The organism is Thermomonospora sp. CIF 1 (assembly GCF_001896795.1).
Lineage (GTDB): Bacteria > Actinomycetota > Actinomycetes > Streptosporangiales > Streptosporangiaceae > Thermomonospora > Thermomonospora curvata.
This window is the reverse complement of record NZ_MOYN02000011.1, coordinates 32,200-58,457: the sequence shown is the minus strand read 5'-3', so window position 1 is coordinate 58,457 and position 26,258 is coordinate 32,200. Positions and strand designations below refer to the sequence as shown.

Genomic DNA, 26,258 nt, shown 5'->3' with positions numbered 1-26,258 from the left:
GAAAAATCACTCGCCGGACCCGGCCTCATCGGCCCGTTCCATGGCCCGGCGCGCCGCCTCCGCGGCGGGGGTCCCGGGTCGCTTGCGCTCGACCCACCCCTCGATGTTGCGCTGCCGGCTGCGCGCGACCGCCATCGCCCCCGGCGGGACGTCGCTGACGATCACCGAACCGGCCGCCGTATAGGCCCCATCGCCTATGCGCACCGGCGCGACCAGCATGTTGTCGCTGCCGATCTTGACGTGATCGCCCACCACGCTGCGGTGCTTGTTCACCCCGTCGTAGTTGACGAACACACATCCGGCGCCGATGTTCGAGCCCTGCCCGATCTCGGCGTCACCGACATAGGTGAGGTGGGGCACCTTCGACCCTTCCCCCACGACGGCGTTCTTCATCTCCACATAAGTGCCCGCCTTGGCCTTGCGGGCCAGCCTGGTGCCCGGACGCAGATAGGCGAACGGGCCCACCGAGGCCTGCGGGCCTATCTCGGCGCCGACGGCCACCGCGTTGGTGACCACGGCTCCGGCGCCCACCGAGGTGTCGGTCAATGTGACGTTCGGGCCGACCTGTGCGTCCTCCGCCAGATGGGTGCGGCCGTGAAGCTGGGTGTTGGGATGGATCACCACGTCCGGCTCGATGGTGACCTGCACGTCGATCCAGGTGCTGGCCGGATCGACCACCGTCACCCCGGCCCGCATGTGCTCCTCCAGGATCCGCGCGTTCAGCAGCCGCCGGGCCTGCGCCAGCTGCACCCGGTCGTTGACGCCCTGGGTCTCCACCCAGTCGGGCGCGGTGAACGCCCCCACCCGGTGCCCCTGCTCGCGCAGGATCGCCGGCACGTCCGTCAGATACTCCTCACCACCGGCGTTGTCGGTGGTCACCTGCTTGAGCGCCGCCTCCAGCAGCGTCCCGTCGAAGGCGTACATGCCCACGTTGACCTCGCGGACCGCGCGCTGGGCCTCGTCGGCGTCCTTGTGCTCGACGATCGCGGTGACCGCGCCGTCCGGGCCGCGCAGGATCCGCCCATAGCCGGTGGGGTCGGGCATCTCGGTGGTGAGGACGGTGGCCGCGTTGCCCTCCCGCTCGTGGGCGTCCACCAGCTCCTGCAGCGTCCGGCCGCGCAGCAGCGGATGATCGCCGTTGGTGACGACCACCGTGCCGGCCAGTGCGCCCACCTGCTCCAAGGCGATGCGGACCGCATGGCCGGTGCCGCCCTGGCGCTCCTGCACGACCGTCTCGGCGTGCGGGGCGTGCTCGGCCAGGTGCTCGATCACCTGCTCGCGGCGGTGCCCGACCACCACGATCAGGCGCTGGGGCCGCAGCTGCTCGGCGGCGGCCAGCACATGCCCCAGCATGCTGCGTCCGCACAGCTCGTGCAGCACCTTGGACTTGCGGGACTTCATCCGGGTGCCCTCACCCGCGGCGAGGACGATCACGGCAGCCGGGCGGCGCGCACTCACAGGAGGCTCCTCGGCATCGCGGACTGTAGATGAAGGGGTCGGGCTCGGCAGCCGATGGAGCTGTCCAAGACGCCCTGGCCTGCACCCACGCTGGGCAGGGGGCATCTGCCACCCGACAGTTGCAGGATACCGCCCCGCCCGGCACTGTCGCCTGCCCGCCTCCGGCAGGCCCGCTCGTCCCGGCACGCCCGGCGGCCGCCGCTCCCGGTATAAACGGTGGAGAGAGAGGGCACAGTCGGTATGATGGGACAGGGTCCCGGTCTCTGCCGAGAGGGACGAGGGGCCGGATGCCGAACAATTGAATAACAGAGAATTCGACTTCACCGATCCGGGATCGTCTAATTGGCAGGACGACTGTTTTTGGTGCAGTTAAGTGGGGGTTCGAATCCTCCTCCCGGAGCTTCTTCACTCTCCCCGAGGCCGAAATGGCCTCGGGGAGTTCATTTATTTGCCGCCGGTTCTCCACCGAGGACCGCTCCCAGGAACCACCCCTCTATCTTCCAATAGAGCTCCCTGCTGCGCAGGACGTCCACCTGGAGACACCCCCGATACTCCCGGTCCCGGTATGAAGTTTTCGGTTCATGTCGCTTGATCACCGGGCTGCGGAAGAAGTCCCGTTCGACGCCCAGGGTCTTCGCCCAGAACTCATGAGCGGCCTCGACGTCCCCCGTCCGATGAATGTGAACGCGCATGGCCATGCGTGACCGCTCGACTCCGCAGGACTCGAGGAAAGCGACGAAGAATTTCACCAAGGCGGCATCGCTGTTGATGAAGCACACCCGCTCCCGCCTGCGGTAGGTCTTGTCCTTGCCCCCTTCGCACCAGTACATGACCGCGCCGAGCAGGAGCAGCTCCCGCTCGCTCAGCGGGTGGACCTCCCGCGCGGCCCGCTCGGCGATGAGCCGGTGGGCGACATGCGCGTACGCACGCCGCTGCCTCCAGTACTCCCGCAGGCCGGCCGTTCGAGGATCGCCGTCCCCCCGCGTCCTCATGCGCTCCCCCAGCAGCCATTCCCTGACTTCGGCGCGCGGATGGCGCAGGTGTGCGGCGATGCGCCGGTATCCCCACCCTTGAGCTCGCAGTTCCCTGGCCTGGTCTTTCAGCGATTCCGGCCGGCCCGCCCCGGCGGCCCATCGCGGGGCGGGCGCCTGGACGGCCAGCAGTCCGTCCACAAGTTCCTCATCGGGTATGCCCAGGAGGTTTTGAATGTCGGTCCGGGAGTGCCCGGCGCGCCGCATCGCCACCGCCCGCTCCCGAAGCCGCGTCATCGGTGCGGCGAAGAGCGCCCCGGAACCATCGTTCTCCGATTGCTGTAGCACTGCTTTCGCCAATCCCTCGATGCGCCGGTACAGCTCCGCGCCCCGCAGCACGCCGACCTGCAAGCAGCCGCGGTAGTCCTTCCCGAGGTTTCTACGGTTCGTCACCGGATTCGATCGTTTGATGGTCGGTTCGCCGAACTGCCGCGCCGAAACACCGACCGTCTCCTCCCAAAACCGGTGCGCCTCCTCAAGGTCGGCGGTGTCGTGTATCTGGAGCCGGAACCTCAGACGGCTCCGATCCACCCCCAGCGCATCGAGGAAGCGCAAGAACAGGACGACCAAAGCAGGATCGGAGTTGGTGAAGATCACTCGGCCGCCCGGGGCGCCGGGTCTGCTCTTGGCCCCTTCGCACCAGTAGGCGATCGCGCCGGCGAGAGTGAGGTCGCGGTCGGTGAGCTCGCCGATCTGACGGGCGGCCGCCAGCTTGGTCGCCAGGCGACGGGCGTGGGTCTTGCCGCCGGTCCGGCCGGACCGGCGGCGGGCCTCGACCGAGCGGCGGATCTGCTCTGCCTTGTCGATCGGGCGGGGCATGTCGCGCAGCCACAGCGAACAAGAGCTTTTGGAGACTCCGAGGGCGGCGGCTATCTCGCTGTAGGACTTGCCTTGTGCGCGCAGTCGGCGGGCACGGGCGCGCAGGTCGTCCTTGGCGTTGGGGCGTTTGGTCCACTCGGGCGGGGGTTCGCCCCGGACGAGCTCGGCGGTCAGCCTTTTGCCAATGCCGAGGGTTTCCCTGATCTGGCGGGTGGACTTGCCGGAGCGGCGGAGGGCGACGGCCCTGCGGCGGAGGGTTTCATACCGAGGGTCATTTGACATATGCGCACCGTAGCGCACACATCTGACACTTTGTGACCGATTCCACACTTAACGCGTTCACATCGGGGCGGCTCGGCGGGGAGGCCGCCGCAGCGTGGAGAGCCCTGCGCGCATGGCGTTGTCACGATGCGAGGCCGAGCCGGGAGGGGATGCGGCGCGACGATCTCCGAGGGCTGACGCACCCCCTGGCGAACCTTGACCGAGATCACCCGATCAATGCGGCCCGTCCCGGTTTAGCGGCTCGCTTACCGAGCAGACCTCTTTCATGCGGTCTGCTCGCCCCGCAGGCGGGCGGCGGGCCGGGTGCCAGGCAGGACGTTCCGTCGCGGAGGGAGAAGGACTGTTCTCCGGAGGCATCGCCGAGCGGCGGCCCGGTCAGGGAGACCTGGGCCGGTGGCGTGTGCCGGTCGCGCAGGCGGGCGGCCTCGGCCGTCCCCCCGGCGGGTGCGGCCGGGCCGGCGCTATGTGACCTCGGAGACAGGCCACCCTGTTTTTGCCGAAGAGCACTGTCCAACCTACGGTTCCGTAGGTTACGGTGGCGTAGGTAAGGTTCCCGACCTGGAGCGTTTCGCATGGCTACAGCCCCCGTACTCGACCCACCTACCGGCCGCCGGCCTCTTCCCGACATCGAACCAGACCGCGCGGGCACCGGAGAACGGGTCCTCATCGGGCTGTTCACCGGTGTGCCCTTCCTGGCCCTGTTCGCGGCCGTCCCGATGGCCTGGGGGAACTTCCTGGGCTGGGTGGACATCGCGCTGATGGCGGTCTTCTACCTGGTGACGGCGGCCGGCATCACGGTGGGCTACCACCGGCACTTCACCCACAGCTCGTTCAAGGCCAAGCGGCCGCTGCGGATCGCGCTGGCCGTGGCCGGCAGCATGGCCATCGAGGGGCCGGTCATCACCTGGGTGGCCGACCACCGCCGGCACCACAAGTACTCCGACAAGGAGGGCGACCCGCACTCGCCGTGGCGGTTCGGCAACGACTGGAAGGCCCTGACCAAGGGCATGTTCTGGGCGCACTACGGCTGGCTGTTCGACGGGGCCCGCACCTCCAAGCGCCGCTTCGCGCCCGACCTGCTGGCCGACCGGGACATCGTGCGGGTGCAGCGGTGGTTCCCGGCCCTGGTGGCCGCCTCGTTCCTGCTGCCGGCGCTGCTGGGCGGGCTGCTGACCTGGTCCTGGCAGGGCGCGCTGACCGCGCTGTTTTGGGCCGGGCTGGTGCGGATCACGCTGGTGCACCACGTGACCTGGTCGGTCAACTCCATCTGCCACACCTTCGGCAAGGAGCACTTCGAGGCGCGCGACAAGTCCCGCAACGTGTGGTGGCTGGCCATCCCGTCGCTGGGCGAGTCCTGGCACAACCTGCACCACGCCGACCCCACTTGTGCGCGCCACGGCGTTCTCAAGGGGCAGGTGGACATCTCCGCCCGGATCATCTGGGCTTTTGAGAAGCTCGGCTGGGCGACGGCGGTGCGCTGGCCCAATCAGGAGCGGCTGGCCGCCAAACGGGTTGGTTGAGGCCCAGTTCACGGGACAATTGACCTGTGACTGAACCCGCCCCGCGCTCTCGCCGTAAGAGGATGACTGGCAAGGAACGACGCGAGCAGCTTCTTGGAATAGGCCGGACCCTCTTCGCCGAGCGAGGGCTCGAGGGGACTTCGGTGGAGGAGATCGCCGCTGCGGCGGGGGTCTCCAAACCCGTGGTTTACGAGCACTTCGGCGGCAAAGAGGGTCTGTATGCGGTGGTGGTGGACCGGGAGTTCGAAAGACTGCTCGGTCTGATCACCGAGGCGCTGATGGCGGGCAGCCACTACCGGCAGAAGCTGGAGAAGGCCGCGCTGGCGCTGTTGCAGTACATCGAGGAGAGCAGCGACGGTTTCCGCATCCTGGTGCGCGACTCCCACGGCGGGACGGGCACCGGGAGTTTCGCCAGCCTGTTGAGCGAGATCGCCAGCCACGTGGAGCACCTGCTGGCGCGGGAGTTCGACCGGCACGGCTATGACGACAAGCACGCTCCGATGTATGCGCAGATGCTCGTCGGCATGGTGGCGCTCACCGGGCAGTGGTGGCTGGACGCGCGCAAGCCCAAGCGCGAGGAGGTCGCCGCGCATGTGGTGAACCTGGCCTGGAACGGGTTGTCGGGCCTGGAGCAGCGTCCCACGTTGGATCCCAAGCGGCGCCGTAAGGAACGGGAGCGGCTGAAGCGGCTGCGGGAGAAGGAGGCCGCCAGGCAGGAGAAGGCGGCGGCCCGCGCGGAGAAGGCGCAGCGCAAGGCGCGCCGGGGCGACCTTGAGGAGCAGGCCGCCGAGCCGGCCCGGCCGCCGGAGGAGGATCCCCAGGACGTCGCCGAGGAGCGCTGAAGCCCTTCCACCTCACCGTCTCCGCAGGCCGGACGCCATGGTGCGGGCGGCGGCGACGGTGAGGGGAACGAGGTGAGGCCGAGGTTCCCGTTCCCGGCTGCGCCGGAAAGGTGTGGGGCCCGCTGCGGTCGCCGCACTCCGACCTTGTGGGGTGTGGCGGCCTTTTTCATTTCCGGGACGGAGAACGAGGGCGGGGTGCGGCCATGTCCGAAGACGGGTGGGCCGCATCGGTTTCGGTTCCGGGAGAGGGCCGGGGTCCGCCCGAGTGCTCCCTGCGGCCGCGTGGAACGCAGCGCCTTGGCCCAGCGAGGAAATGTCACACCTCACCCTTAGATTCGAACACACATTCGAATCTGGGAGGTCGTCATGGACTCGTTCACCGGTCACCGCTGGGAGGAATCGGGCGGTTTCCGCGCCGCTGCTCGCCGGAGCCCGCACGATGAGCGCGATACCCCGGCCGACGACTGCGCCACGGCGTTCTTGAGCGCCGTCGATGAGGCCCTGTGGGTGCTGCTGGACGCCCAGCGCGCACCGGCCTGTGCGTTCGCGGGCGCCGCGCGGCGGCATGAGCACATCCGGCAGTTGCGCCGGCTGCTCGACCGGTTGCACGAGCTGCTGTCGCAGTGGCAGAAGGCGCCGCCGTGAGAGGGTGTCATGCCGGCGGCCGTCCGAAGTTCGTCCAGGCGGCCGCCGGCCAGGGGTCGCCGGGCTCGGGTCGCGAGTCCGGGATCATCACGGGTGCCGCCCATCGCGCAACGGGCACACCGCAGGGGAAACGAAACACCTCGTCCGCGCGGATGGGCGGCACCCCGCTCGGGAAACCTCAGGGCGAGGGGCCCGCCCGGCTCGAGGCGGTGCCCGCCTCGTTCCCAAGGCGGCGGGCCACCACGAAGATGCGCCGGAACGGGAAGACCGTGCCGTTCGGCCGCGGCGGATACGCCCGGCGCAGCAGCTTTGCGTACTCGGCGAGGAATTCGCCGCTCTCCTCCTCGTCGAGCAGGGAGAGCACGGGACGCAGTGTGGTGCCCTTGACCCATTCCAGCACCGGGTCCGGGCCGCCGAGCACCTGCAGGTAGGTGGTCTCCCAGGCGTCCACGGCGCAGCCGAGTCCGCTGAGCAGGTCCAGGTAGCCGGCCGCGTCGCGCACCGGACGGTCGGGCAGCGCGTCGGCGAGCCGGTCCCGCCAGCGCGCGGACCGGCACAGCTCTCGCAGCAGAGTGTGGCTGGGCGCGTCATGGTTGCCCGGCACCTGGAAGGCCAGGCATCCCCCGGCCGTCAGGCAGTCCACCCAGCGGGCCAGCAGCTCCTCGTGGCCGGGCACCCAGTGCAGCACCGCGTTGGAGACGATCAAATCCACCGGCCGGGCGGGGCGCCAGTCGCGCACGTCCGCCACGGCGAAGCGCACCCGGCCGCCGAGCGCGGTGCCGGCTTGCCCGTCGGTGCGGACGTCCGCACCGGAGAGGGCGGCGGTGATCATCTGTGGGGAGATGTCGATGGCGTCGATCGTCGCCTCGGGCCACCGGCGCGCCAGCAGCAAGGTGAGCTCGCCCGTCCCGCAGCCCAGGTCGGCCACGCGGCGCGGCGCCGCCAGGGGGATGCGGGCGATCAGCTCGCCGAACGGGCGCGCGCGCTCGGCTCCGAAAAGGCCGTACTGCGCGGGGTCCCACAGGACGGGCCCGTGCTGCGGCGCGACGACTTCTCTCGACATCAAGACAGAGCATGGCCCGCAAATATCTTGATGTCAAGTATCTTTGCGCCGAGAAATCAAAAACCGCACGTCAGGGTTACCGAACGGGCTTTCCGGCACGCGGAAACGTTGATCACAGGACAATCCGGCGCAGATCCGCCGACCGGGCCGCGGAAACGGACCGGCAGTGCCGAGCGAACGGCGCCCCGCCCACTCCCGCCGGCGAACGGCGCGCGCCCTCCTCAAGGTGGTCGGCGACGCTTCCGGGAAGCGACGCAGGCGCGGCATCCCGGCGGATCGGCCGCCCCGGGCACCGTCCGCCGGGAGACCGTGACACGGCATCAGGGCAATCTTCTTGATGTCGAGACATGTAGGCTCCCTGCCATGGAGGATGAGGTCGACCGGCTGGTCGCGGCCTGGCGCGCCGAACGGCCGGACCTGGACGTCCAGCCGCTGCATGTCCTCAGCCGCATCTCCCGGCTCGCCCGGCACCTGGATCGCGCCCGGCGGGCGGTGTTCGCGGCGCACGACATGGAGCCCTGGGAGTTCGACGTGCTGACCGCGCTGCGCCGCGCCGGCCACCCCTACCAGCTGAGCCCGGGACAGCTGCTGCGGGCCACCTTGGTGACGTCCGGCACGATGACCAACCGGATCGACCGGCTGGAGGCGGCCGGTCTGGTGCGCCGCCACCCCGACCCGGCCGACAAGCGCGGCGTCCAGGTGCGGCTGACCGACCGGGGACGCACCCGGGTGGACGCGGCCTTCGCCGACCTGCTGGCCCGCGAACACGACCTCCTGAGCGGCCTCAGCCCATCGGACCGCGAGACGCTGGCGAACCTGCTGCGCACCTTGCTGGCCCCCTTCGACGCACCGCCGAACCCATGACCGCCCGGGGCGGTGCGCCTCCCACGGCCATGGCCGGGGGTGAGCCCCTGCGGCACTCGTGAGCGACGGTCACGCGGCGCGCCCCCGCCGGTCGCGGCGGGCGCGGTGGGGCGAGTTCGCGGCTTGCGGGACATGCCCATGCGGCGCCCGCCGACGATCTCCCCGGCCGTCAAGGCCCCGCAAACGCCGTTCTCCCCCGGCCGAACCCCGAACGCATGCGCCCGCGACGAAACCGCCGCCGCCTGCCCGGCACCGCTGGGCGAACACGCCCGGGCCCCCGCGGCCGGAGTCCTGCCGCAGACCGGGCGCTCGCCGAGCAGGTCAGCCGGTCTCCTCGGCCAGCAGCAGCCACTGCTCCTCAAGCTCGGCGGTCTCGGCCTGAACGGCCTTGAGCAGCTCGTTGAGCTCGGTGAGCTTTTCGTAGTCGGTGGCGTGGGCGGCCAGTTGCTCGTGCAGCTCCGCCTCCCGGCGGGCGAGCTTGTCCAGGCGGCGTTCGATGCGGTCGAGCTCTTTTTTGATCTTCCAGCTCTGCGCGGCGGGCTTGGCCTTCGCCTTGGCCGGCGGCGCCGAGGAGGAGGAAGAGGCGCGGGCCCGCTCGCTTTGGGCCGCGCGGCGGCGGGCGAGGTATTCGTCCACCCCGCCGGGCAGCAGGCTCACCCGGCCGTCGCCGAGCAGGGCCACGACATGGTCGGTGACGCGTTCCAGGAAGTAGCGGTCGTGGCTGACCACCACCAGCGTGCCCGGCCAGCCGTCCAGCAGGTCCTCCAGCTCGGTCAGCGTCTCGATGTCCAGGTCGTTGGTGGGCTCGTCCAGCAGCAGCACGTTCGGCTCGCCCATCAGCAGCCGCAGCAGCTGCAGGCGGCGGCGCTCGCCGCCGGACAGGTCGCCGATGGGGGTCCACTGGGCCTCGCCGCGAAAACCCAGCCGCTCCAGCAGCTGGCTTGCGGTCCACTCGCGCTTGCCCACGGTGATGCGGCGGCGGATCTCCTCCACCGACTCCAGGACGCGCCGGGACGGGTCGAGCTCCTCCAGGTTCTGCGTCAGGTGGGCGAGGTTGACGGTGCGGCCGCGGACGATCCGGCCCGCCGTGGGGGCCAGCGCGCCGTCCAGCAGGCGCAGCAGGGTGCTCTTGCCGCTGCCGTTCACCCCCACCAGGCCGACCCGGTCGCCGGGGCCCAGCCGCCAGGTCAGGCGGTGGAACAGGGTGCGGCCGGCCAGCTCCAGCGAGACGTCCTCCAGGTCCAGGACGGTCTTGCCGAGCCGAGCGGTGGCGAAACGGGTCAGCTCCACGCTGTCGCGCGGGGGCGGCTCATCGGCGATCAGCGCCTGGGCGGCCTCCACCCGGAACTTGGGCTTGGAGGTGCGGGCCTGCGGGCCGCGGCGCAGCCAGGCCAGCTCCTTGCGCAGCAGGTTCTGCCGCTTGGCCTCGGCGGCCGCGGCCAGCCGGGCGCGTTCGGCCTTGGCCAGCACGTAGGCGGAGTAGCCGCCCTCGTAGCGCTCGACCCGGCCGTCCACGACCTCCCAGGTGCGCTCGGTGACCTCGTCCAGGAACCAGCGGTCGTGGGTGACGACCACCAGCGCGCCGCGCCGGGCCTTCAGGTGGCGGGCCAGCCAGTCGATGGCCTCGATGTCCAGGTGGTTGGTGGGCTCGTCCAGCACCAGCAGGTCGGTATCGGGCACCAGCAGGGCGGCCAGCGCGACCCGCCGCCGCTCGCCGCCGGACATGCCGGCCAGCGGTGCCTGCAGCGGCACGTCGGCCAGCAGCCCGGACAGGATGTCGCGGATGCGAGTGTCGCCGGCCCACTCGTGCTCGGGCCGGTCCCCCAGGACCACGGAGGCGACGGTGGCATCGCGGGCGAACTCGTCCCGCTGGGCCAGGTATCCCAGCCGCAGCCCGCGGGCGTGCGTCACCCGCCCGGCGTCGGGCTCGATGCGCTTGGTCAGCAGGGAGATCAGGGTGCTCTTGCCGCCGCCGTTGCGGCCGACCACGCCGATCCGGTCGTCGTCGTGGACGCCGAGGGACACCTCCTGCAGCAGCGGCCTGGGCCCGTAGGACTTGCTGACGGTCTCAAGACTGATCAAGTTCACGGCACCACCCAGGCTAGTGGGCCTTGTTTCCCCACGTGGCCTCAGCGGGCCCGGACGGGAGCCCCGGCGCTGCCCGAAAGCACGTCGTCACAGGCCACGGCGTCGTCCCCGACCTGCGACGTCCCGGATGCGGCCTGCGGGAACGGCGTGCTCGCAGAAGGCGCGGCGCCGTCTCCCCGGCCGTCAGCACCCCACGGCGCCGCCCGCATCGCAGACCGTCACGCTGGAGCCGGTGTCGGAGACCACCGTGGTGGGGCCGGGGTCGCAGATCACCGGGACGACGGGGCGGATGTCCGATGCGCCCGATCCGTACGGCTCATCCCGCCGTTCGGTGGTGCGGGACGCGGTGCTTTCGGAGCAGGGCTCGGCCTGCAAGCGGCGCGCCCGCCGCCTGCGCCGCACGCCCAGCAGGACGACCGTGGCGAGCGACATCAGCGCGGCGAAAGTGAGGATCGACACGACGGCGATGCCCGGCATGGTTCCTCCAACTGGTCCGGTTGCGCTTTGGACGGGGCCGGAAAGTCATCGGTTCCGGCGCAGACGGCCGCAAGCGGGCTCAGTCGCAGGAGGACGATCCGCCGTCGGAGGAGCCGCTGTCGCACGAGAAGTCCTGGAAAGCGCTATCACCGCTGGAAAAGGAGGAGGAGAAGCCGCCGCCGACGTCAACGGGCCCCCACGGCCGGGGTCCGCCCCACCGTCCCCTGTGGCCGTAGCCGGCCGGCGAGTACGGGGAGACCGGAGGCACGGTCTTCCGGATCTTGCGGATCAGAAAGAACGCCAAAATCCCGGCCAGCGCCATCGGCAGCAGCATGAGGAAAACGACGGCGCCCGCCACGACGAAAGTCCACATCCGCATCCTCCCGGAAGCCGGTTCCGGCGCTGCTCGCCGGATACGCACCTTTCGATGGTGCACGACGCCCGGAAGTTCACGGGCGGAAAATCCGCGGGGCGGCTCGCCCGGGCCTCACCCGCCGGCCACGACGGTGGCGCCGGGCACCGGGCCATGGGCGCTGACGGCCGCGCGCACCAGGCCGGCCTCGGACAAGGCGGCGGCCAGCTCGGCGGCGTGCCCGGCCGAACGGGCCAAAAAGGCGCAGGTCGGGCCGGAGCCGGAGACCAGGGCGCCGAGCGCGCCGCCCTCCCGGCCCGCCTGCAGGGTGCGGCGCAACGACGGGCGCAGCGACAGCGCCGCCGGTTGCAGGTCGTTGGCGAGGGCGGCGCCGAGGGCTTCGGCGTCCCCGCGCTCCAGCGCATCGAGCAGGGCCTGGGAGCGGCGCGGCGGGCCGACCCGCTGCCCGGCCGCCTCGCGCAGCCGGTCGCACTCGGCGTAGACGGCGGGGGTGGACAGGCCGCCGTCGGCGAGGGCGAACACCCAGTGGAAGCGGCCGCCCACCGGGACGGGGGTGAGCACCTCGCCCCGCCCGGTGCCGATCGCGGTGCCGCCGAGCAGGGCGAACGGCACGTCGCTGCCCAGGTCCGCGGCCAGGTCCGCAAGGCGGACGCCGGATGCGTCCCACAGCCGGGCGCAGGCGACCAAAGCGGCGGCGGCGTCGGCGCTGCCGCCGGCCATGCCGCCGGCGACCGGGATCGTCTTGTGGATGGTCAACGCCACGTCCGGCCTCGCGCCGATCCGCTCGGCCAGCAGCCGGGCGGCGCGGGCGGCGAGGTTGTCCTCGCCCACCGGCACGCCTTCCACCGACTCCCCGCGCACCGTCACGGTCAGCTCGTCGGCGGGCTCGGCCGTCACCTCATCGAACAGGGAGACGGCGTGGAAGACGTTGACCAGGTCGTGGTAGCCGTCCGCGCGCAGCGGCCCCACGGCCAGCTGCAGGTTCACCTTGGCCGGCACCCGGACGGTCACAGCTGTCACGGCCATGATCGTATCGGGCGCGGCGGGCGCGCCGGTCACCGTCCCGTGGTGACCGGGAGGCTGCGGGGGTTGAAGAAGGGGGTGGTGGCCATCTCCCGCAGCGCCGAGGCGGCCGGGCGGTCGCCGGTCAGCGCATACATGTGGCGGCGGTCGCCGGCGTCTTCGGCATCGTCGTCGGAGTGGTAGTAGACGACCGCCTTGACCTGCGGGTCCTGCAGGTAGGTGGCGGTCTTGCGGAGCCACTCGGCGCGGCGCTTGCCGTAGGCGCGCGGCACCCCGAACTCCGGGATCATGATCGGCTTGGGGTGTTCGCGGGCCCACTCCATGAAGAAGCGGGCGGCCTCGGAGAAGTCCCGGTAGGCGTAGGTGCCGCCGGGGTAGATGTCCGCCGCGATCCAGTCGACCTGGTCGTCGCCGGGGTAGTAGGCGGTGGCGGCGCCGCTGCGGAAACCGGCGGCGGTCGGCGACCACACCCAGGCGACGTTGTCGGCCCGTTCCTGCCGGAAGATCTCCCGCAGACGCCGCCAGGCGGCCGTGAAGTCCTGCGGGGAGTGGATCCGCTCGCGGACCTTCTCGGCGTCCATGCCGGGCTGCCAGCGCAAGAAGACCGGCTTGTCCAGCTCCCGGATGGCCCGGGCCCGCTGCCGGATGTGGGCGTCGTGCTCACCGGATGCGATTTCGCGGGTGTCGGTTCCGGACCAGGTCAGCAGCAGGTGGCGGCCGCCGCTCACCAGCTCCCTGTCAGAGTCGCGGGGAAAGCGCTGCTTCCAGGAGCGGTAGGCGGCGACGATGTCCAGCCGCCGTCCCATGTCGCGTTCGAACTCGGTGACCGCCGCCACCTGCGCCCGGTCGGGGTCGGCGGCAGCGGGGGACGGTGAGGCCGACGGCGACGGCCGTGCGCCGTCCGGATCGACCCAGGCCCCGAAGTAGGCGCCCTTGGCCGGAGGGACGGGCGCGACCCCGGGACGGGCCGTGGTCTGGATCTTCGGTGCGGCTTTGGTGTCCCCACTACAGGCCGGCAGCGCCAGCACCGCCGCGAGCATCATCGCTCCGACGACCCGCGACCGCCCCTTCACCATGCTCCTCCGTAGGTTCGTCCACAGCGATGAGAGGACGATACTGGGCGATGCGGGCGAAGGCGGCCACATCCAGGGCCTCTCCCCTGGCCTTGGGGTCCACTCCGGCGGCGCGCAGCACCCGTTCGGCCGCCTCGGCCGAGCCCGCCCAGCCCGCCAGCGCCGCCCGCAGCGTCTTGCGGCGCTGGGCGAAGGCCGCGTCGATCACCGCGAAGACCTCTTCGCGGGAGACCTGCGCCACCGGTTCGGCGCGCCGGGTGAAGGCCACCAGGGCCGAATCGACGTTGGGCACCGGCCAGAACACCGCCCGTCCCACCGGCCCGGCCCGCCGGGCGTGGGCGTGCCAGGCCAGTTTCACCGACGGCACCCCGTAGACCTTGCCGCCGGGCCGGGCCACCAGGCGTTCGGCGACCTCGGCCTGCACCATCACCAGGCCGCGGCGCAGCGTCGGGAAGGCCGCCAGCAGGTGCAGCACCACCGGGACGGCGACGTTGTAGGGCAGGTTGGCCACCAGGGCGGTCGGCGGCGGGCCGGGCAGCTCGGTGACGCGCAGCGCGTCGGCGTGCACCACCTCCAGCCGGCCGGCCAGCCGCGGCGCCCGCCGGCGCACGGTGTGCGGCAGTTGCCCGGCCAGCACCGGGTCGATCTCGATGGCGACCACCCGCTGCACGCGTTCCAGCAGCGCCAGGGTGAGCGAGCCCAGCCCCGGCCCCACCTCGACCACCACGTCCGTCTCGTCCAGGTCGGCCTCGCGGACGATGCGGCGCACCGTGTTGGCGTCGATGACGAAGTTCTGCCCGAGCGTCTTGGTGGGCCGCACGCCCAACCGCGCGGCCAGCTCACGTACTTCGGCCGGGCCCAGCAACACCTGTGAGTCCCCCACCGGCCCAGTGTCCCAGCCCCGCGGCCCTGCCCGTGCCGCCCGCCGGGGGATCGTGCAACAGCTCGGGCCCCTGGCGCGTCCTGGAGGCGACAGAAAGGATGCCTGTGGACGATGACGGCGCGACCTACGAGTCGTTCGTGACCAGCCGTGCCCAGTCGCTGCTCCGCTACGGCTACGTGCTGACCGGTGACCCCCACGACGCCGCCGACCTGCTCCAAGAGAGCCTGGTGCGGTTGCGCGCCGCCTGGCCGAGGGTCGTCAACAAACGCGACCCCGAAAGCTATGTGCGGACGATCATGGCGCGTCAGCACATCGGCGTCTGGCGGCGGCGCAGGCGCGAGCGTCCGGTCGGCGAGCTGCCGGAGGCGGGGTACATCGAGCGGGGCCTGGAGCGGGCCGAGCACGACCCGCGGCTATGGGACCTGCTGACGGCGCTTCCCCGCCGCCAGCGGGCGGTGCTGGTGCTGCGTTACTACGAGGACATGTCGGATGAGGAGATCGCCGCGACGCTCGGCATCTCCCGGGGGACGGTGCGCAGCCAGGCCGCACGCGCCCTGGACAAGCTCCGCGCGCAGTGGCGGCCGTCCCCCGACCGTGCCGAGAGCGGGAGCCCACGATGACCGACGAACTGACCGAAGCTTTGAGGGCGACGTTGCAGGCCGCCGCGCAGGACGCGCCGGCCCCGCAGCCGGACCTGCTGCAGCGGGTGGAGCGGCGGCACCGGTCCCGGCGCCGTGGCCGGGCGGGGCTGGCCGCGGTGGCGGCGCTGGCGGTGATCGGCGGCTCCGGCGCCGTCGTCTCCGCGGTGGGTTCCAAGGACGCCCCGGACCCGGCGCAGCCCGCCATGCGCGCAACCCCCGGCCCGCTGACGCCCGCCGCGCCGCCCGAACCGGTCCCGCTGGAGCGGCTGTGGCCGCAGGCGGTGCGGACCGTCCCCGACCGGCTGCCGGGCGGCCGCCGCTACCGGCCGATCACGTTGCTGGACGACACCAGGCTGCTGGTGGCCACCGAGTCCGGTTTCGAAAAGACCGACCAGCTGCTGACCTATGACCTCGATGCCCGCCGGGTCACCGGGGCCATCCGGGTGCCCGTGCCTTCTGACGCCGTCGTCTTCCCTTCGGACTTCTCCGTGGGCGGCGGCCATGTGGCCTGGTGGATCAAGCGCAGGACCGCCGGGCGGGGCGTCATCGAGATCTGGGCGGCCCCGCTGGGCGGCGGTGAGGGCCGCCGGGTCGCCGCCATGGACCGCGGCCGCGGGCAGGAGGACGTGCGGCTGCTGACCATCGGCGGCGGCAAGATCTACTGGTCCATGGGCGAGTGGGGCGGGTCTCCCGAGGGCGTGTATGAGGTTCCCCTGAGCGGCGGCCCGGCCGGCAAGGTGCCCGGCAGCGCCGGGTTCCAGGTGCTGGCATGGCCCTGGATCGGCGCGCCGGGCCCGAGCGAGTTCGGCGAGGGCAAAGCCGGCGACCGCTACCACGGCACGCTGCGCGACCTGCGGACCGGGCGGACGCAGACCGCGGCGTTGGCCCGGATTCCCGGGCCGTGGAACTGCGGCATCACCTGGTGCGTGGGCTACCGGACCCCGCCGCAGAAGCGGACGGGGCCGGAGCTCGAGTCACCGGTCTATCTGCAGCGCCGGGACGGCACTCAGGGCCGCGTCCTGCGAGGCGTCACGCCCTTCCCGCCCGAGCCCGGTCTGCTGGCCTACGACCGTTTCCTGGCTTACACGCTGGAGTCCAGGAAGGACGGCCGGCCGGCCCCGAAGATAGCGCTCTATGACGTGCAGACCGGAAAGGTGGGCGCGATGGAGCTGCCGACCGCAAAGGACGGCAGCTATTCCGTGCCCGGCCCGGTCAAGGAGCCCTATGACCGGCTCTTCACGATCGACCGCAAGGACTCCTACGTCCTGGTGGATCTGGCGAAGATCCGCTGACCTCCACCGGGTGGCGCACCCGTCCGCGGGGGCCGGGCGCACCAGGGTGAACACCGGTCCCCGCCAATACGGGCGGCCATCCGGAAGCCATCCGGATGGCTGCCTGCGCCGCGTGACGAAGGACGGCCCGTTGCGGGCACCGAGCGCTAGCTGAACAGGTACTTGCCGCAGTGGGGCCATTGGCCCTGCCAGCGGCCGCCCACCTTGTTGTAAAGGAGCTGGGCGCGATAGGTCTGCTCTTCGGGGGATGCCTGGGAGGGCAGGCCGGTGCCGCCCACCGAGGCCCAGGTCTGCAGGGAGAACTGGTACAGGCCGTAGTAGCCGGCGGGGTTGACGGCGTTGGGACGGCCGCCGGACTCGCACTTGGCCAGGGCCGCCCAGTTGAGGCCGGCGACGGGGCCGCCGACGCTGGCCGGCTGCGGGCCGATCTCCAGGATCTGCGTGACGGGCTTGCGGAGGATCTTCTGGGCCACCACCGCCTTGACCTTCTTGCCCTTGCTGTTGCGGACGTAGGCGATCATGACGACCTTGATGCCGGGCCGGCCCTGCCGGACGGTCCTGGTGGTCCAGGCCGCCAGCTGCTGGTTCTTCCGGCGCCTGACCGGCGGGTCGATCTTGATCTTTCTGGTCACCGGCGCCGACAGCAGCCGCCGCACCTTGATCGCGTCCCCGGCCGGTTCGTCGATCTTCGGTTTGACCAGGTAGTACCTGCCGAGCTCCACCCCGGCCTGGGCCAGCACCTCGCGGACGGTGGTGCCGGTGGTCATGGCGGTGGTCGTCTCGCCGTCCACCGTGATGGTCACCTGGCGGGGGCTGGGGGCGGGCGTGGTGGCCCGGGGCGCGTCCGCCGCCAGGGCCTTGCGGGAGCCGCCGTCATCGCCGCCGCAGGCGGACGTGCCCGCCGCCAGCAGCGCGGCGGTGAGCGCGATCGCGGGGGTCCGGCGCACCAAAGGTCCCTCCAGGGCACGACAGCATCAACCGCGCCAGACGATAGGGGCATTCACCACCCCACCGCCACCGAAACCGGGACACTTCCCCGCCAACGTGGACGGTCTCAGCACCGCTTGCTATGGCGTCCTGCATGCCGCTCGCCGCCCGCCTGACCCTGCTCGCCACGGTGGTGGCCCTCATCGGGGCGTTCAACTGCTATCCCGCCCTGCTGATCTACAACCAGATCGCCGGAGAGCAGGTCACCGTCCACATCACCGAGTGCCGTTACGAACGCAAGAGCCGGCACTGCCGCGGCACCTGGCGCGATTCGGCCGGGCGGGTGCACGAAGGGACCGTCAAGGAGGTCTGGCACGGCGAGGAAGGACGGCGGGTGAGCGCGCAGGCCGGGCCGGTGGGCGTCTACGCAGGCGGGCCGTCCCGGCAGTGGGTGTGGCTGACCGCACCGGTGATCACCGGCGTCGCCCTGCTGGTGGGCACGGTCATGCTGTCCTGGGCGATGGTGCGCGTCCGGGTCCATGGCCGCGCGCTGCTGTCCCGGCCGGGTGCGCTGCCGGCCGGGCGCCGCCGACGGGCGGACATTGGTGCTGCGTCCGGTCCCGGCGCCGCCCGGTCACGTCCCGGTGTCTCTTCCGGGCTCAAAACCCGGGAAGAAGAGCGCCACGATCTTCGACGTGGCGTTCCACCTGGCCGCCAATCCCCGCCGCCGCGAGCGTTTCCTCGCCGCGCAGACCCCCTCCGGCGCGGTGCGGTTCATCATCGAGCGCCGCCCCGCAGGGGCGAACCATCCGGAGACCTGGCCGCTGACTGCCGAGGGTCAGGCCCGTGGCGTGGTGCGGCGCCTGGACGGGTCGCCTGCCCGCGTCCAGTTCCTGCGCGCCGACGGACAGCGCGTCGGCTCACTGAAACACGACCCGCAGCCGCCCAAGCCGGCCGACCGGTACCTCGTCCGCGACCGGTCCGGCCGTCACGTCGCCACGGTCGGCCCCGGCACGTTCCGGCGGTGGGCCCGCCACATCGAGCCCGGCACCGACCCGCTGCTGCGGGACCTGGTGCCGGCCTTGCTCGCCGACGCCGGCCGCTTCGCCCTCTCCTAGTGCGGCCTCCCGGTCACCAGGGGCCGAACAGGCGTTCCCCGTTGGCGGCGATGGCGCTGCACAGCTCGGCGACGTCCACGCCCTTCACCTCGGCCATGAAACGGACCGTCAGCGGGATCAGGTAGGAGGCGTTGGGCTTGCCCCGGTGCGGGACCGGCGTCAGGAACGGCGCGTCGGTCTCCACCAGGATCAGCTCCAGCGGGGCCACCCGCAGCGCCTCGCGCAGCGGCTCGGCGTTCTTGAAGGTGACGTTGCCGGCGAAGCTCATCACATAGCCGCGGTCGGCGCACTTTTTGGCCATCTCGGCGTCGCCGGAGAAGCAGTGGAAGACGACCCGCTCGGGGGCGCCCTCCTGCTCCAGCACGGCCAGGACGTCCTCGTGGGCCTCCCGGTCGTGGATCATCAGCGGCTTGCCGGTGCGCTTGGCGATGTCGATGTGCGCCCGGAAGGAGCGGTGCTGGTCCTCCTTGGGGGCCCAGTCGCGGTAGTAGTCCAGCCCGGTCTCCCCGACCGCCCGCACCTCCGGCCGCGCCGCCAGCTCGGCGATGTCGTCCAGGACGTCGTCGCTGACGCCGGTGGTGTCGTTGGGGTGGATGGCCACCCCGGCGTAGACGTCGGGGTTCTCCCGGGCGGTCTGGGCCGCCCAGGTGGAGGACTTCAGGTCGCAGCCGATGGTGAGGATGCGGCGGATGCCGACCGCGTGCGCGGCCGACACCGCCTGCGGCACCGGCACCTTCAGCAGATCGAGGTGACAGTGGCTGTCGAGGATGTCGACCGGCAGCGCCTCCGGCAGGGGAGGAAAGCTCGCGCCGATGAAGCCGTCGCCGGCCCGTTCGCTGGTCATGACCCACTCCGTGTGAGACCGTGGCCGCCGGGCGGCGGCCACCCGTCCACCATGTTCAACGAGGTGCCGGTCAGGACTGTTCCAGCCGGGCCAGCTCCTCCTCCACGATCGAGGCGTCCAGCTTGGCGAACAGCGGCTTGGGCTTGGCCAGCGGGGTGCCGGGGCGGATCGGCCGGTGCTCCCAGCGGGCCTGCTCGACGGTGTAATCCCCGGTGATCACCGCGTACGAGGGGCCGCCTTCTTCGTCCACCTCGCGGATCTCCGGCATGGCCGCCCAGACGCCTTCGCCGCCCAGCATCTTGTGGACCTTGTCGGAGGACTTGGGCAGGAACGGGGTGAGCAGCGTCTTGGCGTCGTCGACCACCTGCAGCGCCACGTGCAGGATGGTGCCCTTGCGCGCCTTGTCCTCCACCTTCCACGGCTGCTGGGTGGACAGGTAGCCGTTGGCCTCCCGGACGACCTCGAACGCCTCGGTGACGGCGTTCTTGAAGCGGGAGCGGCCCAGCTCGGCGCCGACCCGGTCGAAGGCGGCGCGGCTGCGTTCCAGCAGCGCCCGGTCGACGTCGGTCAGCTCCCCGGCCTCGGGGATGGCGCCGAACTCCTTGGCGGCCATGTTCAGCGACCGGTTGACCAGGTTGCCCCACTGGGCGACCAGCTCGTTGTTGTTGCGCTCGCGGAAGTGCTGCCAGGTGAAGTCGGTGTCCTGGGTCTCCGGCCCGGCCACCGCCACGTAGTAGCGCAGCGCGTCTACGTCATAGCGCTCCAGGAAGTCCTTGACGTAGATGACCACCTGGCGGGAGGAGGAGAACTTGCGGCCCTCCATCGTCAAGAACTCCGAGGCCACCACCTCGGTGGGCAGGTTCAGCGCGCCCAGGGAGCCGGGCTTGCCGCCCTTGTCGCCCTTGCCGCTGTAGCCCAGCAGCATCGCCGGCCAGATCTCGGAGTGGAAGACGATGTTGTCCTTGCCCATGAAGTAGTAGGACAGGGCGTCGGGGTCCTGCCACCAGGCCCGCCAGGCCTCCGGGTCGCCGGAGCGGCGCGCCCACTCCACCGAGGCGGAGAAGTAGCCGACCACCGCGTCGAACCACACATACAGCCGCTTGTCGGGGCGGTCCCGCCAGCCCTCCAGCGGCACCGGCACGCCCCAGTCCAGGTCGCGGCTGATGGCGCGGGGCTGCAGGTCCTCCAGCAGGTTGAGGGAGAACTTCAGCACGTTGGGCCGCCACTGGCCCTGCTTGCTGCGCAGGTAGTCGCTGAGCGCGTCGGTGAAGGCCGGCAGGTCGAGCATGAAGTGCTCGGTCTCCACGAACTGTGGCTTTTCACCGTTGATGCGGCTGCGCGGGTTGATCAGATCGACCGGGTCCAGCTGGTTGCCGCAGTTGTCGCACTGGTCGCCGCGCGCCCCGTCGTACGAGCAGATCGGGCAGGTGCCCTCGATGTAGCGGTCGGGCAGGGTGCGCCCGGTGGACGGGGAGATCGCGCCGAGGGTGGTCTTGGGGAAGATGTAGCCGTTGTCGTAGAGGCCCTTGAAGATCTCCTGGACCACCGCGTAGTGGTTGCGGGTGGTGGTCCGGGTGAACAGGTCATACGACATGCCGAGGGCCTGCAGGTCGCCGGCGATGACACGGCTGTAACGGTCGGCGACCTCGCGCGGCCCGACGCCCTCTTTATCGGCCTGCACCAGGATGGGGGTGCCGTGCTCGTCGGTGCCGCTGACCATCAGGACCTTGTTGCCCGCCATCCGCTGGTAGCGGCTGAACATGTCACAGGGCAGCGCGAAACCGGAGACGTGCCCGATGTGGCGGGGCCCGTTGGCATATGGCCAGGCGGGCGCGGCCAGGATGTGCCTGGACTGACTCGACGAGGACATGCAGCCAAGCCTAGTCGCCTTGGCATCTTCAGTCGTCTCGATATCGCCGCTCCATCCCGGCATGCGGCGTCGGCGCCGATACGCTAGGCCGACGATCCCGCGACTGTTTTCCCGCAACGGCCCAAGGCAGAGGTTCGGATTTCGGCATGGCCCCAACGACGGTGCGCGAGCCCGCCACGGAAGAAGACTCCCCCAAGGCCGTGAAACCGGCCCGCAGACCGCTGCTGCGGCGCCGGGTGGTGTGGCTGTCGGCGCTGGTCGCGGCGGCCGCCGTGGCCGTGCAGTGGGTCATCATGACGCCGCCGCTGTACTACGACCCCTACTACGTGTTCGAGGGGGCGCGGCGCTGGCCGGACATCCCGCTGGACCGCTGGCCGTTCAACGAGGTGCCCCACCAGGTCTCCCGGATCGGGCTGGTGCTGCCCACCCGGCTGCTGCAGGAGCTGCTGGGGGACGGGCAGGCCGCCTACTTCGCCATGGCCGCGCTCGGCGGGATCGTCTTCTTCGTCGGCTGCTACCTGGTGATCCGCTCGCTGTTCGGCGACAAGGTGGGGCTGCCGGCGGCACTGCTGCTGATCGTGCACCCGTTCTTTCTGCTGACCAACCCCTTCAGCCGGGAGGTGACCTGGTCGGCGGGGGTGCTGCTGCCGGACATGCCGGGTGCGGGGCTGTTCGCGTTCGGGGTCGCCGGGATCATCGCGGCGAGCCGCCGCAGCGGCCGCAAGCAGACCCTGCTGCTGGTGGCGGCCGGGTTGTGCCTGGGGTCGGCGTTCCTGATCCGCGACTTCGTGGCGTTCATGTACGTGGCGATCCCGGTGTTCTTCCGGCTGCTGGACATCTCCTGGCGGAAGCTGCCGGTGATCGCCGCGCCGATGCTGGGCGTGCTGGCGGTGAGCATGCTGCACAACCAGCTGGTGTGGGGCAACGCCATGTCGGCGCTGCGGTCGGCGGCCGGGCACGGCGGGACGCCCGGCGAGCCGGTCACCCGGATGCTGGCGCTGCGGTCCTTTGAGCGGGCCATGACCGACTGGCACCCGCTGGGCTGGGTGTTCGTGGCGCTGCTGGCGTTGAACGTGATCGGCTGGGCGGTGACGCGGGACCGGCGGCTGGCGTTCACGCTGGTGTGGTTCGTGACGCTGGCGGTGCCGCTGACCCTGCTGTCGGGGCTGCTGAACCCGGACCACATCACGCTGCGGGGCTGGCTGGTGCGGTACTGGTTCGCGGTGTTCCCCGCGCTGCTGGCCGGCGGGCTGGGCGCGCTGGTGCTGCTGGCGGGCGGGATTCCCCGGGCGCGGGTGCGCGCCGGGGTGGCGGCGGCCGTCTGCGCGCTGGCCGCGCTCTACGTTCCGGTGTCCGTGGCGCAGGTGCCGGACCTGCCGCGCGACAAGGCGTGGCGGGAGCTGCGGGCCTGGCTGGCCGGGCGGGACGACCTGCCGGTGATCTGGTCGGACCACCGGCTGGCGCAGACGCTGACCTTCTACACCCGCTCGGTGTGGGGTGAGCGGCTGTGGGACGGGCGGATCCGGTCCTTCCCCCACGAGTACCGGGCGATCCCGGTGATCGCCGCGGACGGGCCGTTCCTGTACACCCGGTGGCGCGGCCAGGAGCCGCCCATGGTGGCCAACACCCGCCTGACGGAGGAGGAGGGCTACCGGCTGCTGTGGCGTTCCTCCGACGGGCTGCTGCAGATCTGGGCGCGCTGACCTGCGGCTAGGGGACGGACGGCCGCCGCGTCCAGGCGACCCAGTGGCCTTCGTGGCTGCGGCGGCTGCCGGCCACGCGCCAGCCGGGCGGGGCGTCCGGCCAGGTCCGCTCGGGCGGCGCGGTGCCGTCCCAGGCCAGCAGCACCACCTCGGCCCCGGCCGGGGGGCGCTGGGAGTCGCCGCGGAACCACTGCACCTCGGTCCAGGAGATCTGGTAGAGCTGCATCACCCAGATCTTCCAGTTGATCGTGCTGTCGATGGCCACCTGCGGCCTGCCTCGCGGGTCGGCGATCGCGCCCAGGTCGGAGGCGGCGCGCATGTCGCGGACGAACGGGCGCGACACCCGCCAGGCCGCCGCGGTGCTCGCCGCCGCGTTGACCACCACCAGCAGCCCCACCAGCGCGGCGGCCCCCCACCGGCGCCAGGAGGCGACCGCCAGCGCCGCCGCCAGCAGCCCCAGCCCCGCCAGCGTCGCCGCCCACAGGTGCAGCGACGTCCAGTCCCAGGTCAAAAAGCCGGTCTCGGGGAAGTCGAAGGGGAAGAACACATACTCGTCGAAGCGGGCGCCGGCCCGCAGTTCGATCACCACGGCGATGGCGACGGTCACCGCGGCGACCGCGGCGGCGGCCGCCGCGGCGGTGCGGCGGCGTGCGCGCAGCAGCACCGCCGTCCCCAGCGTGAACAGCAGCGGCGCCAGGCAGGCCAGGTAGCGGCCGTAGGCGTGGTTGCCGACGCGCTGCTCATCGGGGAGGGCGGCGGCGGTGGCGAAGGCGATCCCGGCGACGGTGGCCAGCACTCCCAGCGCCAGTGCCCGCAGCCGGGGCGGGGCGGTGCGGCCGAACGCGACGGCCGCCACGGCCGCCAGCCCGAGACCCGCCACCCCCCAAGTGCCGACGATCAGGTACCAGATCTGCCCGGCCCCCACCCCGAGCGTCCAGGCGTGGCCGTCCACCGTGGTGAGCCGCTCGACCAGCATCGCGCCCATGTCGTAGGAGCCGCGCGGGTACAGCCGCGGCCAGATCCAGCCGTTCAGCAGCATGCCGCCGCCGGCCACACAGCCGGCCGCCAGGGCGCTCGCGCCCGCCGACCACCAGGGCCGCCAGCGCAGCAGCACCGCCGCCGCCAGCACGCCGCCGTGGACGACCAGCACCACCACGCCGCGCGAGTGCAGGGCGTAGGCGTACCCCGCCAATAGACCGGCGGCCGCGCCCGGCAGCGCCGTTCTCGCCGGGGAGGCGTCCTGACACAGCCACGAGTGCAGCAACAGCAGCCAGCCCAGCAGGACGACCGGCAGCACCGCGTCCGTCAGGGCGTACTGGGTGAAGAAGACCGCGGCGGGCAGCAGCGCCGTCGCGTGCGCGACGGCCTGCGCCCGCCCTCGCGTCAGGCCCAACCGGCGGGCCAGCAGGTAGGCCAGGGGGAACAGCAGAGCGCCCACCAGCGCGTTGATGACCATGACGAGCCGGTAGACGGCCTGCGGGTCCTGGCCGCCCAGCCAGAAGGCGGGCAGGAGCAGCAGCGGGTAGCCGCCCCGGTAGGGGGTGCTGCTGGAGATGTCGGCCGCGGGGCCGCCGGTGATCAGGCGCGCGGCGAACAGGTAGCCGGTCTCGTCGGGGTTGGCCACCGGCGCGCTCTGCCCGGACGCCAGCCAGATCCGCACCCCGGCCTGCGCCAGCCAGCCGGCCGCCAGCAACAGCCCCCACGGCAGGGGCCGTCGCGCGCCTGCCGCACCGTCCCCGAAGGACCGTGGGGCTTGCGGCGCGAGCAGCAGGGAGCCGGTGGTCCTGGTGGTCATGTCGCAGCAGCCTGGCACAGCATGGGCGGCGGGCTCCAACCGGCCCCCTGGGCGGGGAGGCGCCGGTTCAGCCGGCGGCCTGCGCCCCCTCCTCGTCGCGTCCGGCGGCGCGAGCGGCGGAGACCTTGCCGTCGCCGGTCTCCTCGGCGGCCACCCGGTCGGCGGCGGCGTCCACCACCACGGCGGCCTCCTCGGCCGCGTCCGGCAGGCGCGGGTGCTCGCGGCGGCGGATGTAGAGGATGCTGACGAACATCGAGGCGAAGATCGCCTGGAAGCTCATCACCAGCGCGGTCGCCGACGGGACGACCATGCGCAGCGACTGGCGCGGGTCCAGTTCACCGAAGTTGTTGACCCGCCAGTGCAGCAGCGAGGCCACCAGGCCGGCCAGCCCGGCCAGCGCCAGCAGCCCGCCCAGCACCAGGCCGCGTTCCATCGTCCACCAGGCCACCAGCCGGTCCACCCGGCGGTCGCGCGGCAAAAAGCCCTCTTCCATCGCATAGACCTTGGTGAACAGGGCGAACAGCACCGCCTGGAAGCCGATGACCATGGCCGCTCCGGCGCCTACCAGGGTGTCGACGTCGAAGGCGACATCGCCCACCCGCACCGGGCCGAACGACAGCGCTATCCCGGCCGCCAGGCCGATCAGCATGAACAGCAGGCCCGGGATGAGGAACAGCCAGCGCGGGCTGTACAGCAGCAGGAAGCGCAGGTGGCGCCAGCCGTCCCGCCAGGTGTTCAGGTGCGGCGGGCGGGAGCGGCCGTCCTTGGACAGCGTGGTGGGGACTTCGCGGATGTCGTAGCCGGCCAGGGTGGCGCGCACCACCATCTCGCTGGCGAACTCCATGCCGCCGGTCTGCAGCCCCAGCCGCAGGATGGAGTCGCGGCGGAAGGCGCGCAGCCCGCAGTGGAAGTCGCCGATCTTGCTGCCGAAGAACAGCCGACCGATGAAGCTCAGCACCGGATTGCCCAGGTAGCGGTGCAGCGGCGGCATCGCCCCCGGCTCGATCCCGCCCTTGAAGCGGTTGCCCATCACCAGGTCGGCGCCGTCGCGCAGTTCCTTCAGGAACGGCATCAGCGCGGTGAAGTCGTAGGAGTCGTCCGCATCGCCCATCACGACGTACCGGCCGCGGGCCGCGCGGATGCCGCCCATCAGCGCGTTGCCGTAGCCCCGGTCGGCCACCGGCACCACGCGGGCGCCGGCGGCACGGGCGATCTGCTGGCTTCCGTCGGTGCTGCCGTTGTCGGCGACGACGACCTCGCCGTCGATGCCGTGTTCTTCGAAGAACCCGAGCGCCTTGCGTATGCACGTCTCCAGCGTCTCGGCCTCATTGAGACACGGCATCACCACGGAGAGTTCCACGGAGATCTCCTTCGTTACCGATGGTGACCGTCTTTGGGTGCTGTCGATATACTTTCCTGCTTGCTCCGGCGAGCGGACGGCCGCACTCCATGATGCACGGCCCGCACCCTGCGACACGCTCTCTTCGCAATCCGAAACGCCCGTATCGTGTTGCGAAGCCGCAACGTGACGATCTCGGCCGGAGAACCCTGGGCGGCGGGGTTGGGGGACTAAGCATACGGGCACCACGGCCCAGAAAGGTTGGGGTCGGCCTTGACGGATGGGGCT

At 71.6% G+C, this 26,258-nt stretch carries 22 protein-coding genes and 1 tRNA gene; 9 read left to right on the top strand and 14 right to left on the bottom strand.

Annotation, left to right across the window (positions count from 1 at the left end):
* Positions 1 to 6: 6 nt before the first annotated feature.
* Positions 7 to 1,458, bottom strand: coding sequence for a bifunctional UDP-N-acetylglucosamine diphosphorylase/glucosamine-1-phosphate N-acetyltransferase GlmU (gene glmU, locus BUE48_RS04935; protein ID WP_012851367.1), 1,452 nt, complete (start codon positions 1,456 to 1,458; stop codon positions 7 to 9).
* Between the two features lie 327 nt (positions 1,459 to 1,785).
* On the opposite strand from glmU, the gene BUE48_RS04930 reads away from it, so the two are divergent.
* Positions 1,786 to 1,858 (top strand) — tRNA-Gln (locus BUE48_RS04930).
* A 40-nt stretch (positions 1,859 to 1,898) separates the two neighbouring features.
* On the opposite strand, the gene BUE48_RS04925 is transcribed toward BUE48_RS04930, so the two are convergent.
* Positions 1,899 to 3,590 carry a helix-turn-helix domain-containing protein gene (locus BUE48_RS04925; RefSeq protein ID WP_286989077.1) on the bottom strand — a complete coding sequence of 564 codons (1,692 nt, stop codon included), beginning with the start codon at positions 3,588 to 3,590 and terminating at the stop codon, positions 1,899 to 1,901.
* 572 nt (positions 3,591 to 4,162) lie between these two features.
* On the opposite strand from BUE48_RS04925, the gene BUE48_RS04920 reads away from it, so the two are divergent.
* From BUE48_RS04920 to BUE48_RS04910, 3 genes are all read left to right on the top strand, one after another.
* Positions 4,163 to 5,110 (top strand): acyl-CoA desaturase, encoded by a 948-nt coding sequence (locus tag BUE48_RS04920; protein ID WP_286989075.1) that lies wholly within the window; start codon positions 4,163 to 4,165, stop codon positions 5,108 to 5,110.
* Positions 5,111 to 5,253: 143 nt separating this feature from the next.
* A complete protein-coding gene (locus BUE48_RS04915; RefSeq protein WP_245536979.1) occupies positions 5,254 to 5,952 on the top strand; it encodes a TetR/AcrR family transcriptional regulator in 699 nt (232 codons plus the stop codon).
* Positions 5,953 to 6,318: 366 nt separating this feature from the next.
* Positions 6,319 to 6,597 (top strand): hypothetical protein, encoded by a 279-nt coding sequence (locus BUE48_RS04910; protein WP_012851363.1) that lies wholly within the window; start codon positions 6,319 to 6,321, stop codon positions 6,595 to 6,597.
* Between the two features lie 178 nt (positions 6,598 to 6,775).
* On the opposite strand, the gene BUE48_RS04905 is transcribed toward BUE48_RS04910, so the two are convergent.
* Positions 6,776 to 7,660 (bottom strand): trans-aconitate 2-methyltransferase, encoded by an 885-nt coding sequence (locus tag BUE48_RS04905; RefSeq protein ID WP_012851362.1) that lies wholly within the window; start codon positions 7,658 to 7,660, stop codon positions 6,776 to 6,778.
* 363 nt (positions 7,661 to 8,023) lie between these two features.
* On the opposite strand from BUE48_RS04905, the gene BUE48_RS04900 reads away from it, so the two are divergent.
* Positions 8,024 to 8,524, top strand: coding sequence for a MarR family winged helix-turn-helix transcriptional regulator (locus tag BUE48_RS04900; protein WP_012851361.1), 501 nt, complete (start codon positions 8,024 to 8,026; stop codon positions 8,522 to 8,524).
* 321 nt (positions 8,525 to 8,845) lie between these two features.
* On the opposite strand, the gene BUE48_RS04895 is transcribed toward BUE48_RS04900, so the two are convergent.
* The 6 genes from BUE48_RS04895 to rsmA form a co-directional block, all read right to left on the bottom strand.
* Positions 8,846 to 10,612 (bottom strand): ABC-F family ATP-binding cassette domain-containing protein, encoded by a 1,767-nt coding sequence (locus BUE48_RS04895; RefSeq protein WP_012851360.1) that lies wholly within the window; start codon positions 10,610 to 10,612, stop codon positions 8,846 to 8,848.
* Between the two features lie 183 nt (positions 10,613 to 10,795).
* Positions 10,796 to 11,089 (bottom strand): hypothetical protein, encoded by a 294-nt coding sequence (locus tag BUE48_RS04890; protein ID WP_012851359.1) that lies wholly within the window; start codon positions 11,087 to 11,089, stop codon positions 10,796 to 10,798.
* 79 nt (positions 11,090 to 11,168) lie between these two features.
* Entirely contained in the window at positions 11,169 to 11,462 is a 294-nt protein-coding gene (locus tag BUE48_RS04885; protein WP_286989071.1) for a hypothetical protein, read from the bottom strand.
* A gap of 114 nt (positions 11,463 to 11,576) precedes the next feature.
* Entirely contained in the window at positions 11,577 to 12,488 is a 912-nt protein-coding gene (locus BUE48_RS04880; RefSeq protein ID WP_041440911.1) for a 4-(cytidine 5'-diphospho)-2-C-methyl-D-erythritol kinase, read from the bottom strand.
* Between the two features lie 29 nt (positions 12,489 to 12,517).
* Positions 12,518 to 13,561 (bottom strand): glycoside hydrolase family 26 protein, encoded by a 1,044-nt coding sequence (locus BUE48_RS04875; RefSeq protein ID WP_041439327.1) that lies wholly within the window; start codon positions 13,559 to 13,561, stop codon positions 12,518 to 12,520.
* Entirely contained in the window at positions 13,491 to 14,441 is a 951-nt protein-coding gene (gene rsmA, locus BUE48_RS04870; RefSeq protein WP_286989069.1) for a 16S rRNA (adenine(1518)-N(6)/adenine(1519)-N(6))-dimethyltransferase RsmA, read from the bottom strand. The genes BUE48_RS04875 and rsmA overlap by 71 nt, the downstream gene beginning before the upstream one ends.
* Before the next feature lie 98 nt (positions 14,442 to 14,539).
* Between rsmA and BUE48_RS04865 the strand changes: the two genes are divergently transcribed.
* Entirely contained in the window at positions 14,540 to 15,061 is a 522-nt protein-coding gene (locus tag BUE48_RS04865; protein WP_012851354.1) for a SigE family RNA polymerase sigma factor, read from the top strand.
* Positions 15,058 to 16,374, top strand: a complete 1,317-nt coding sequence (locus BUE48_RS04860) for a hypothetical protein (RefSeq protein WP_286989067.1) — start codon at positions 15,058 to 15,060, stop codon at positions 16,372 to 16,374. The genes BUE48_RS04865 and BUE48_RS04860 overlap by 4 nt, the downstream gene beginning before the upstream one ends.
* Positions 16,375 to 16,520: 146 nt before the next feature.
* Here BUE48_RS04860 and BUE48_RS04855 read toward each other — a convergent pair whose 3' ends face one another.
* Positions 16,521 to 17,321, bottom strand: coding sequence for a resuscitation-promoting factor (locus tag BUE48_RS04855; RefSeq protein WP_012851352.1), 801 nt, complete (start codon positions 17,319 to 17,321; stop codon positions 16,521 to 16,523).
* 675 nt (positions 17,322 to 17,996) lie between these two features.
* Here BUE48_RS04855 and BUE48_RS04850 point away from each other — a divergent pair.
* On the top strand, positions 17,997 to 18,419 hold the full coding sequence (locus BUE48_RS04850) for a hypothetical protein (RefSeq protein WP_286989064.1): 423 nt from the start codon (positions 17,997 to 17,999) through the stop codon (positions 18,417 to 18,419).
* A 13-nt stretch (positions 18,420 to 18,432) separates the two neighbouring features.
* Here BUE48_RS04850 and BUE48_RS04845 read toward each other — a convergent pair whose 3' ends face one another.
* Positions 18,433 to 19,263 (bottom strand): TatD family hydrolase, encoded by an 831-nt coding sequence (locus tag BUE48_RS04845; protein ID WP_286989062.1) that lies wholly within the window; start codon positions 19,261 to 19,263, stop codon positions 18,433 to 18,435.
* A 70-nt stretch (positions 19,264 to 19,333) separates the two neighbouring features.
* On the bottom strand, positions 19,334 to 21,133 hold the full coding sequence (gene metG, locus BUE48_RS04840; RefSeq protein ID WP_012851349.1) for a methionine--tRNA ligase: 1,800 nt from the start codon (positions 21,131 to 21,133) through the stop codon (positions 19,334 to 19,336).
* 146 nt (positions 21,134 to 21,279) lie between these two features.
* Between metG and BUE48_RS04835 the strand changes: the two genes are divergently transcribed.
* Complete coding sequence (locus tag BUE48_RS04835) at positions 21,280 to 22,836, top strand: glycosyltransferase family 39 protein (RefSeq protein WP_012851348.1); 1,557 nt, start codon at positions 21,280 to 21,282, stop codon at positions 22,834 to 22,836.
* A 7-nt stretch (positions 22,837 to 22,843) separates the two neighbouring features.
* Here the strand turns inward: BUE48_RS04835 and BUE48_RS04830 are convergent, their stop codons facing one another.
* Both BUE48_RS04830 and BUE48_RS04825 read right to left on the bottom strand, forming a co-directional pair.
* Positions 22,844 to 24,631, bottom strand: coding sequence for a hypothetical protein (locus BUE48_RS04830; RefSeq protein WP_286989059.1), 1,788 nt, complete (start codon positions 24,629 to 24,631; stop codon positions 22,844 to 22,846).
* Positions 24,632 to 24,698: 67 nt separating this feature from the next.
* Positions 24,699 to 25,991, bottom strand: a complete 1,293-nt coding sequence (locus BUE48_RS04825) for a glycosyltransferase family 2 protein (RefSeq protein WP_012851346.1) — start codon at positions 25,989 to 25,991, stop codon at positions 24,699 to 24,701.
* Positions 25,992 to 26,258: the final 267 nt, after the last annotated feature.

Bases quoted from the DNA above. Each gene is read 5' to 3' on its own strand.
- BUE48_RS04925 (WP_286989077.1), bottom strand. From the start codon at position 3,590: ATGTCAAATGACCCTCGGTATGAAACCCTCCGCCGCAGGGCCGTCGCC.
- BUE48_RS04920 (WP_286989075.1), top strand. From the start codon at position 4,163: ATGGCTACAGCCCCCGTACTCGACCCACCTACCGGCCGCCGGCCTCTT.
- BUE48_RS04905 (WP_012851362.1), bottom strand. From the start codon at position 7,660: ATGTCGAGAGAAGTCGTCGCGCCGCAGCACGGGCCCGTCCTGTGGGAC.
- BUE48_RS04880 (WP_041440911.1), bottom strand. From the start codon at position 12,488: ATGGCCGTGACAGCTGTGACCGTCCGGGTGCCGGCCAAGGTGAACCTG.
- BUE48_RS04830 (WP_286989059.1), bottom strand. From the start codon at position 24,631: ATGACCACCAGGACCACCGGCTCCCTGCTGCTCGCGCCGCAAGCCCCA.
- BUE48_RS04865 (WP_012851354.1), top strand. From the start codon at position 14,540: ATGCCTGTGGACGATGACGGCGCGACCTACGAGTCGTTCGTGACCAGC.
- metG (WP_012851349.1), bottom strand. From the start codon at position 21,133: ATGTCCTCGTCGAGTCAGTCCAGGCACATCCTGGCCGCGCCCGCCTGG.
- BUE48_RS04890 (WP_012851359.1), bottom strand. From the start codon at position 11,089: ATGCCGGGCATCGCCGTCGTGTCGATCCTCACTTTCGCCGCGCTGATG.
- BUE48_RS04835 (WP_012851348.1), top strand. From the start codon at position 21,280: ATGGCCCCAACGACGGTGCGCGAGCCCGCCACGGAAGAAGACTCCCCC.
- BUE48_RS04875 (WP_041439327.1), bottom strand. From the start codon at position 13,561: ATGGTGAAGGGGCGGTCGCGGGTCGTCGGAGCGATGATGCTCGCGGCG.
- BUE48_RS04885 (WP_286989071.1), bottom strand. From the start codon at position 11,462: ATGTGGACTTTCGTCGTGGCGGGCGCCGTCGTTTTCCTCATGCTGCTG.
- BUE48_RS04845 (WP_286989062.1), bottom strand. From the start codon at position 19,263: ATGACCAGCGAACGGGCCGGCGACGGCTTCATCGGCGCGAGCTTTCCT.
- BUE48_RS04860 (WP_286989067.1), top strand. From the start codon at position 15,058: ATGACCGACGAACTGACCGAAGCTTTGAGGGCGACGTTGCAGGCCGCC.
- BUE48_RS04900 (WP_012851361.1), top strand. From the start codon at position 8,024: ATGGAGGATGAGGTCGACCGGCTGGTCGCGGCCTGGCGCGCCGAACGG.
- BUE48_RS04910 (WP_012851363.1), top strand. From the start codon at position 6,319: ATGGACTCGTTCACCGGTCACCGCTGGGAGGAATCGGGCGGTTTCCGC.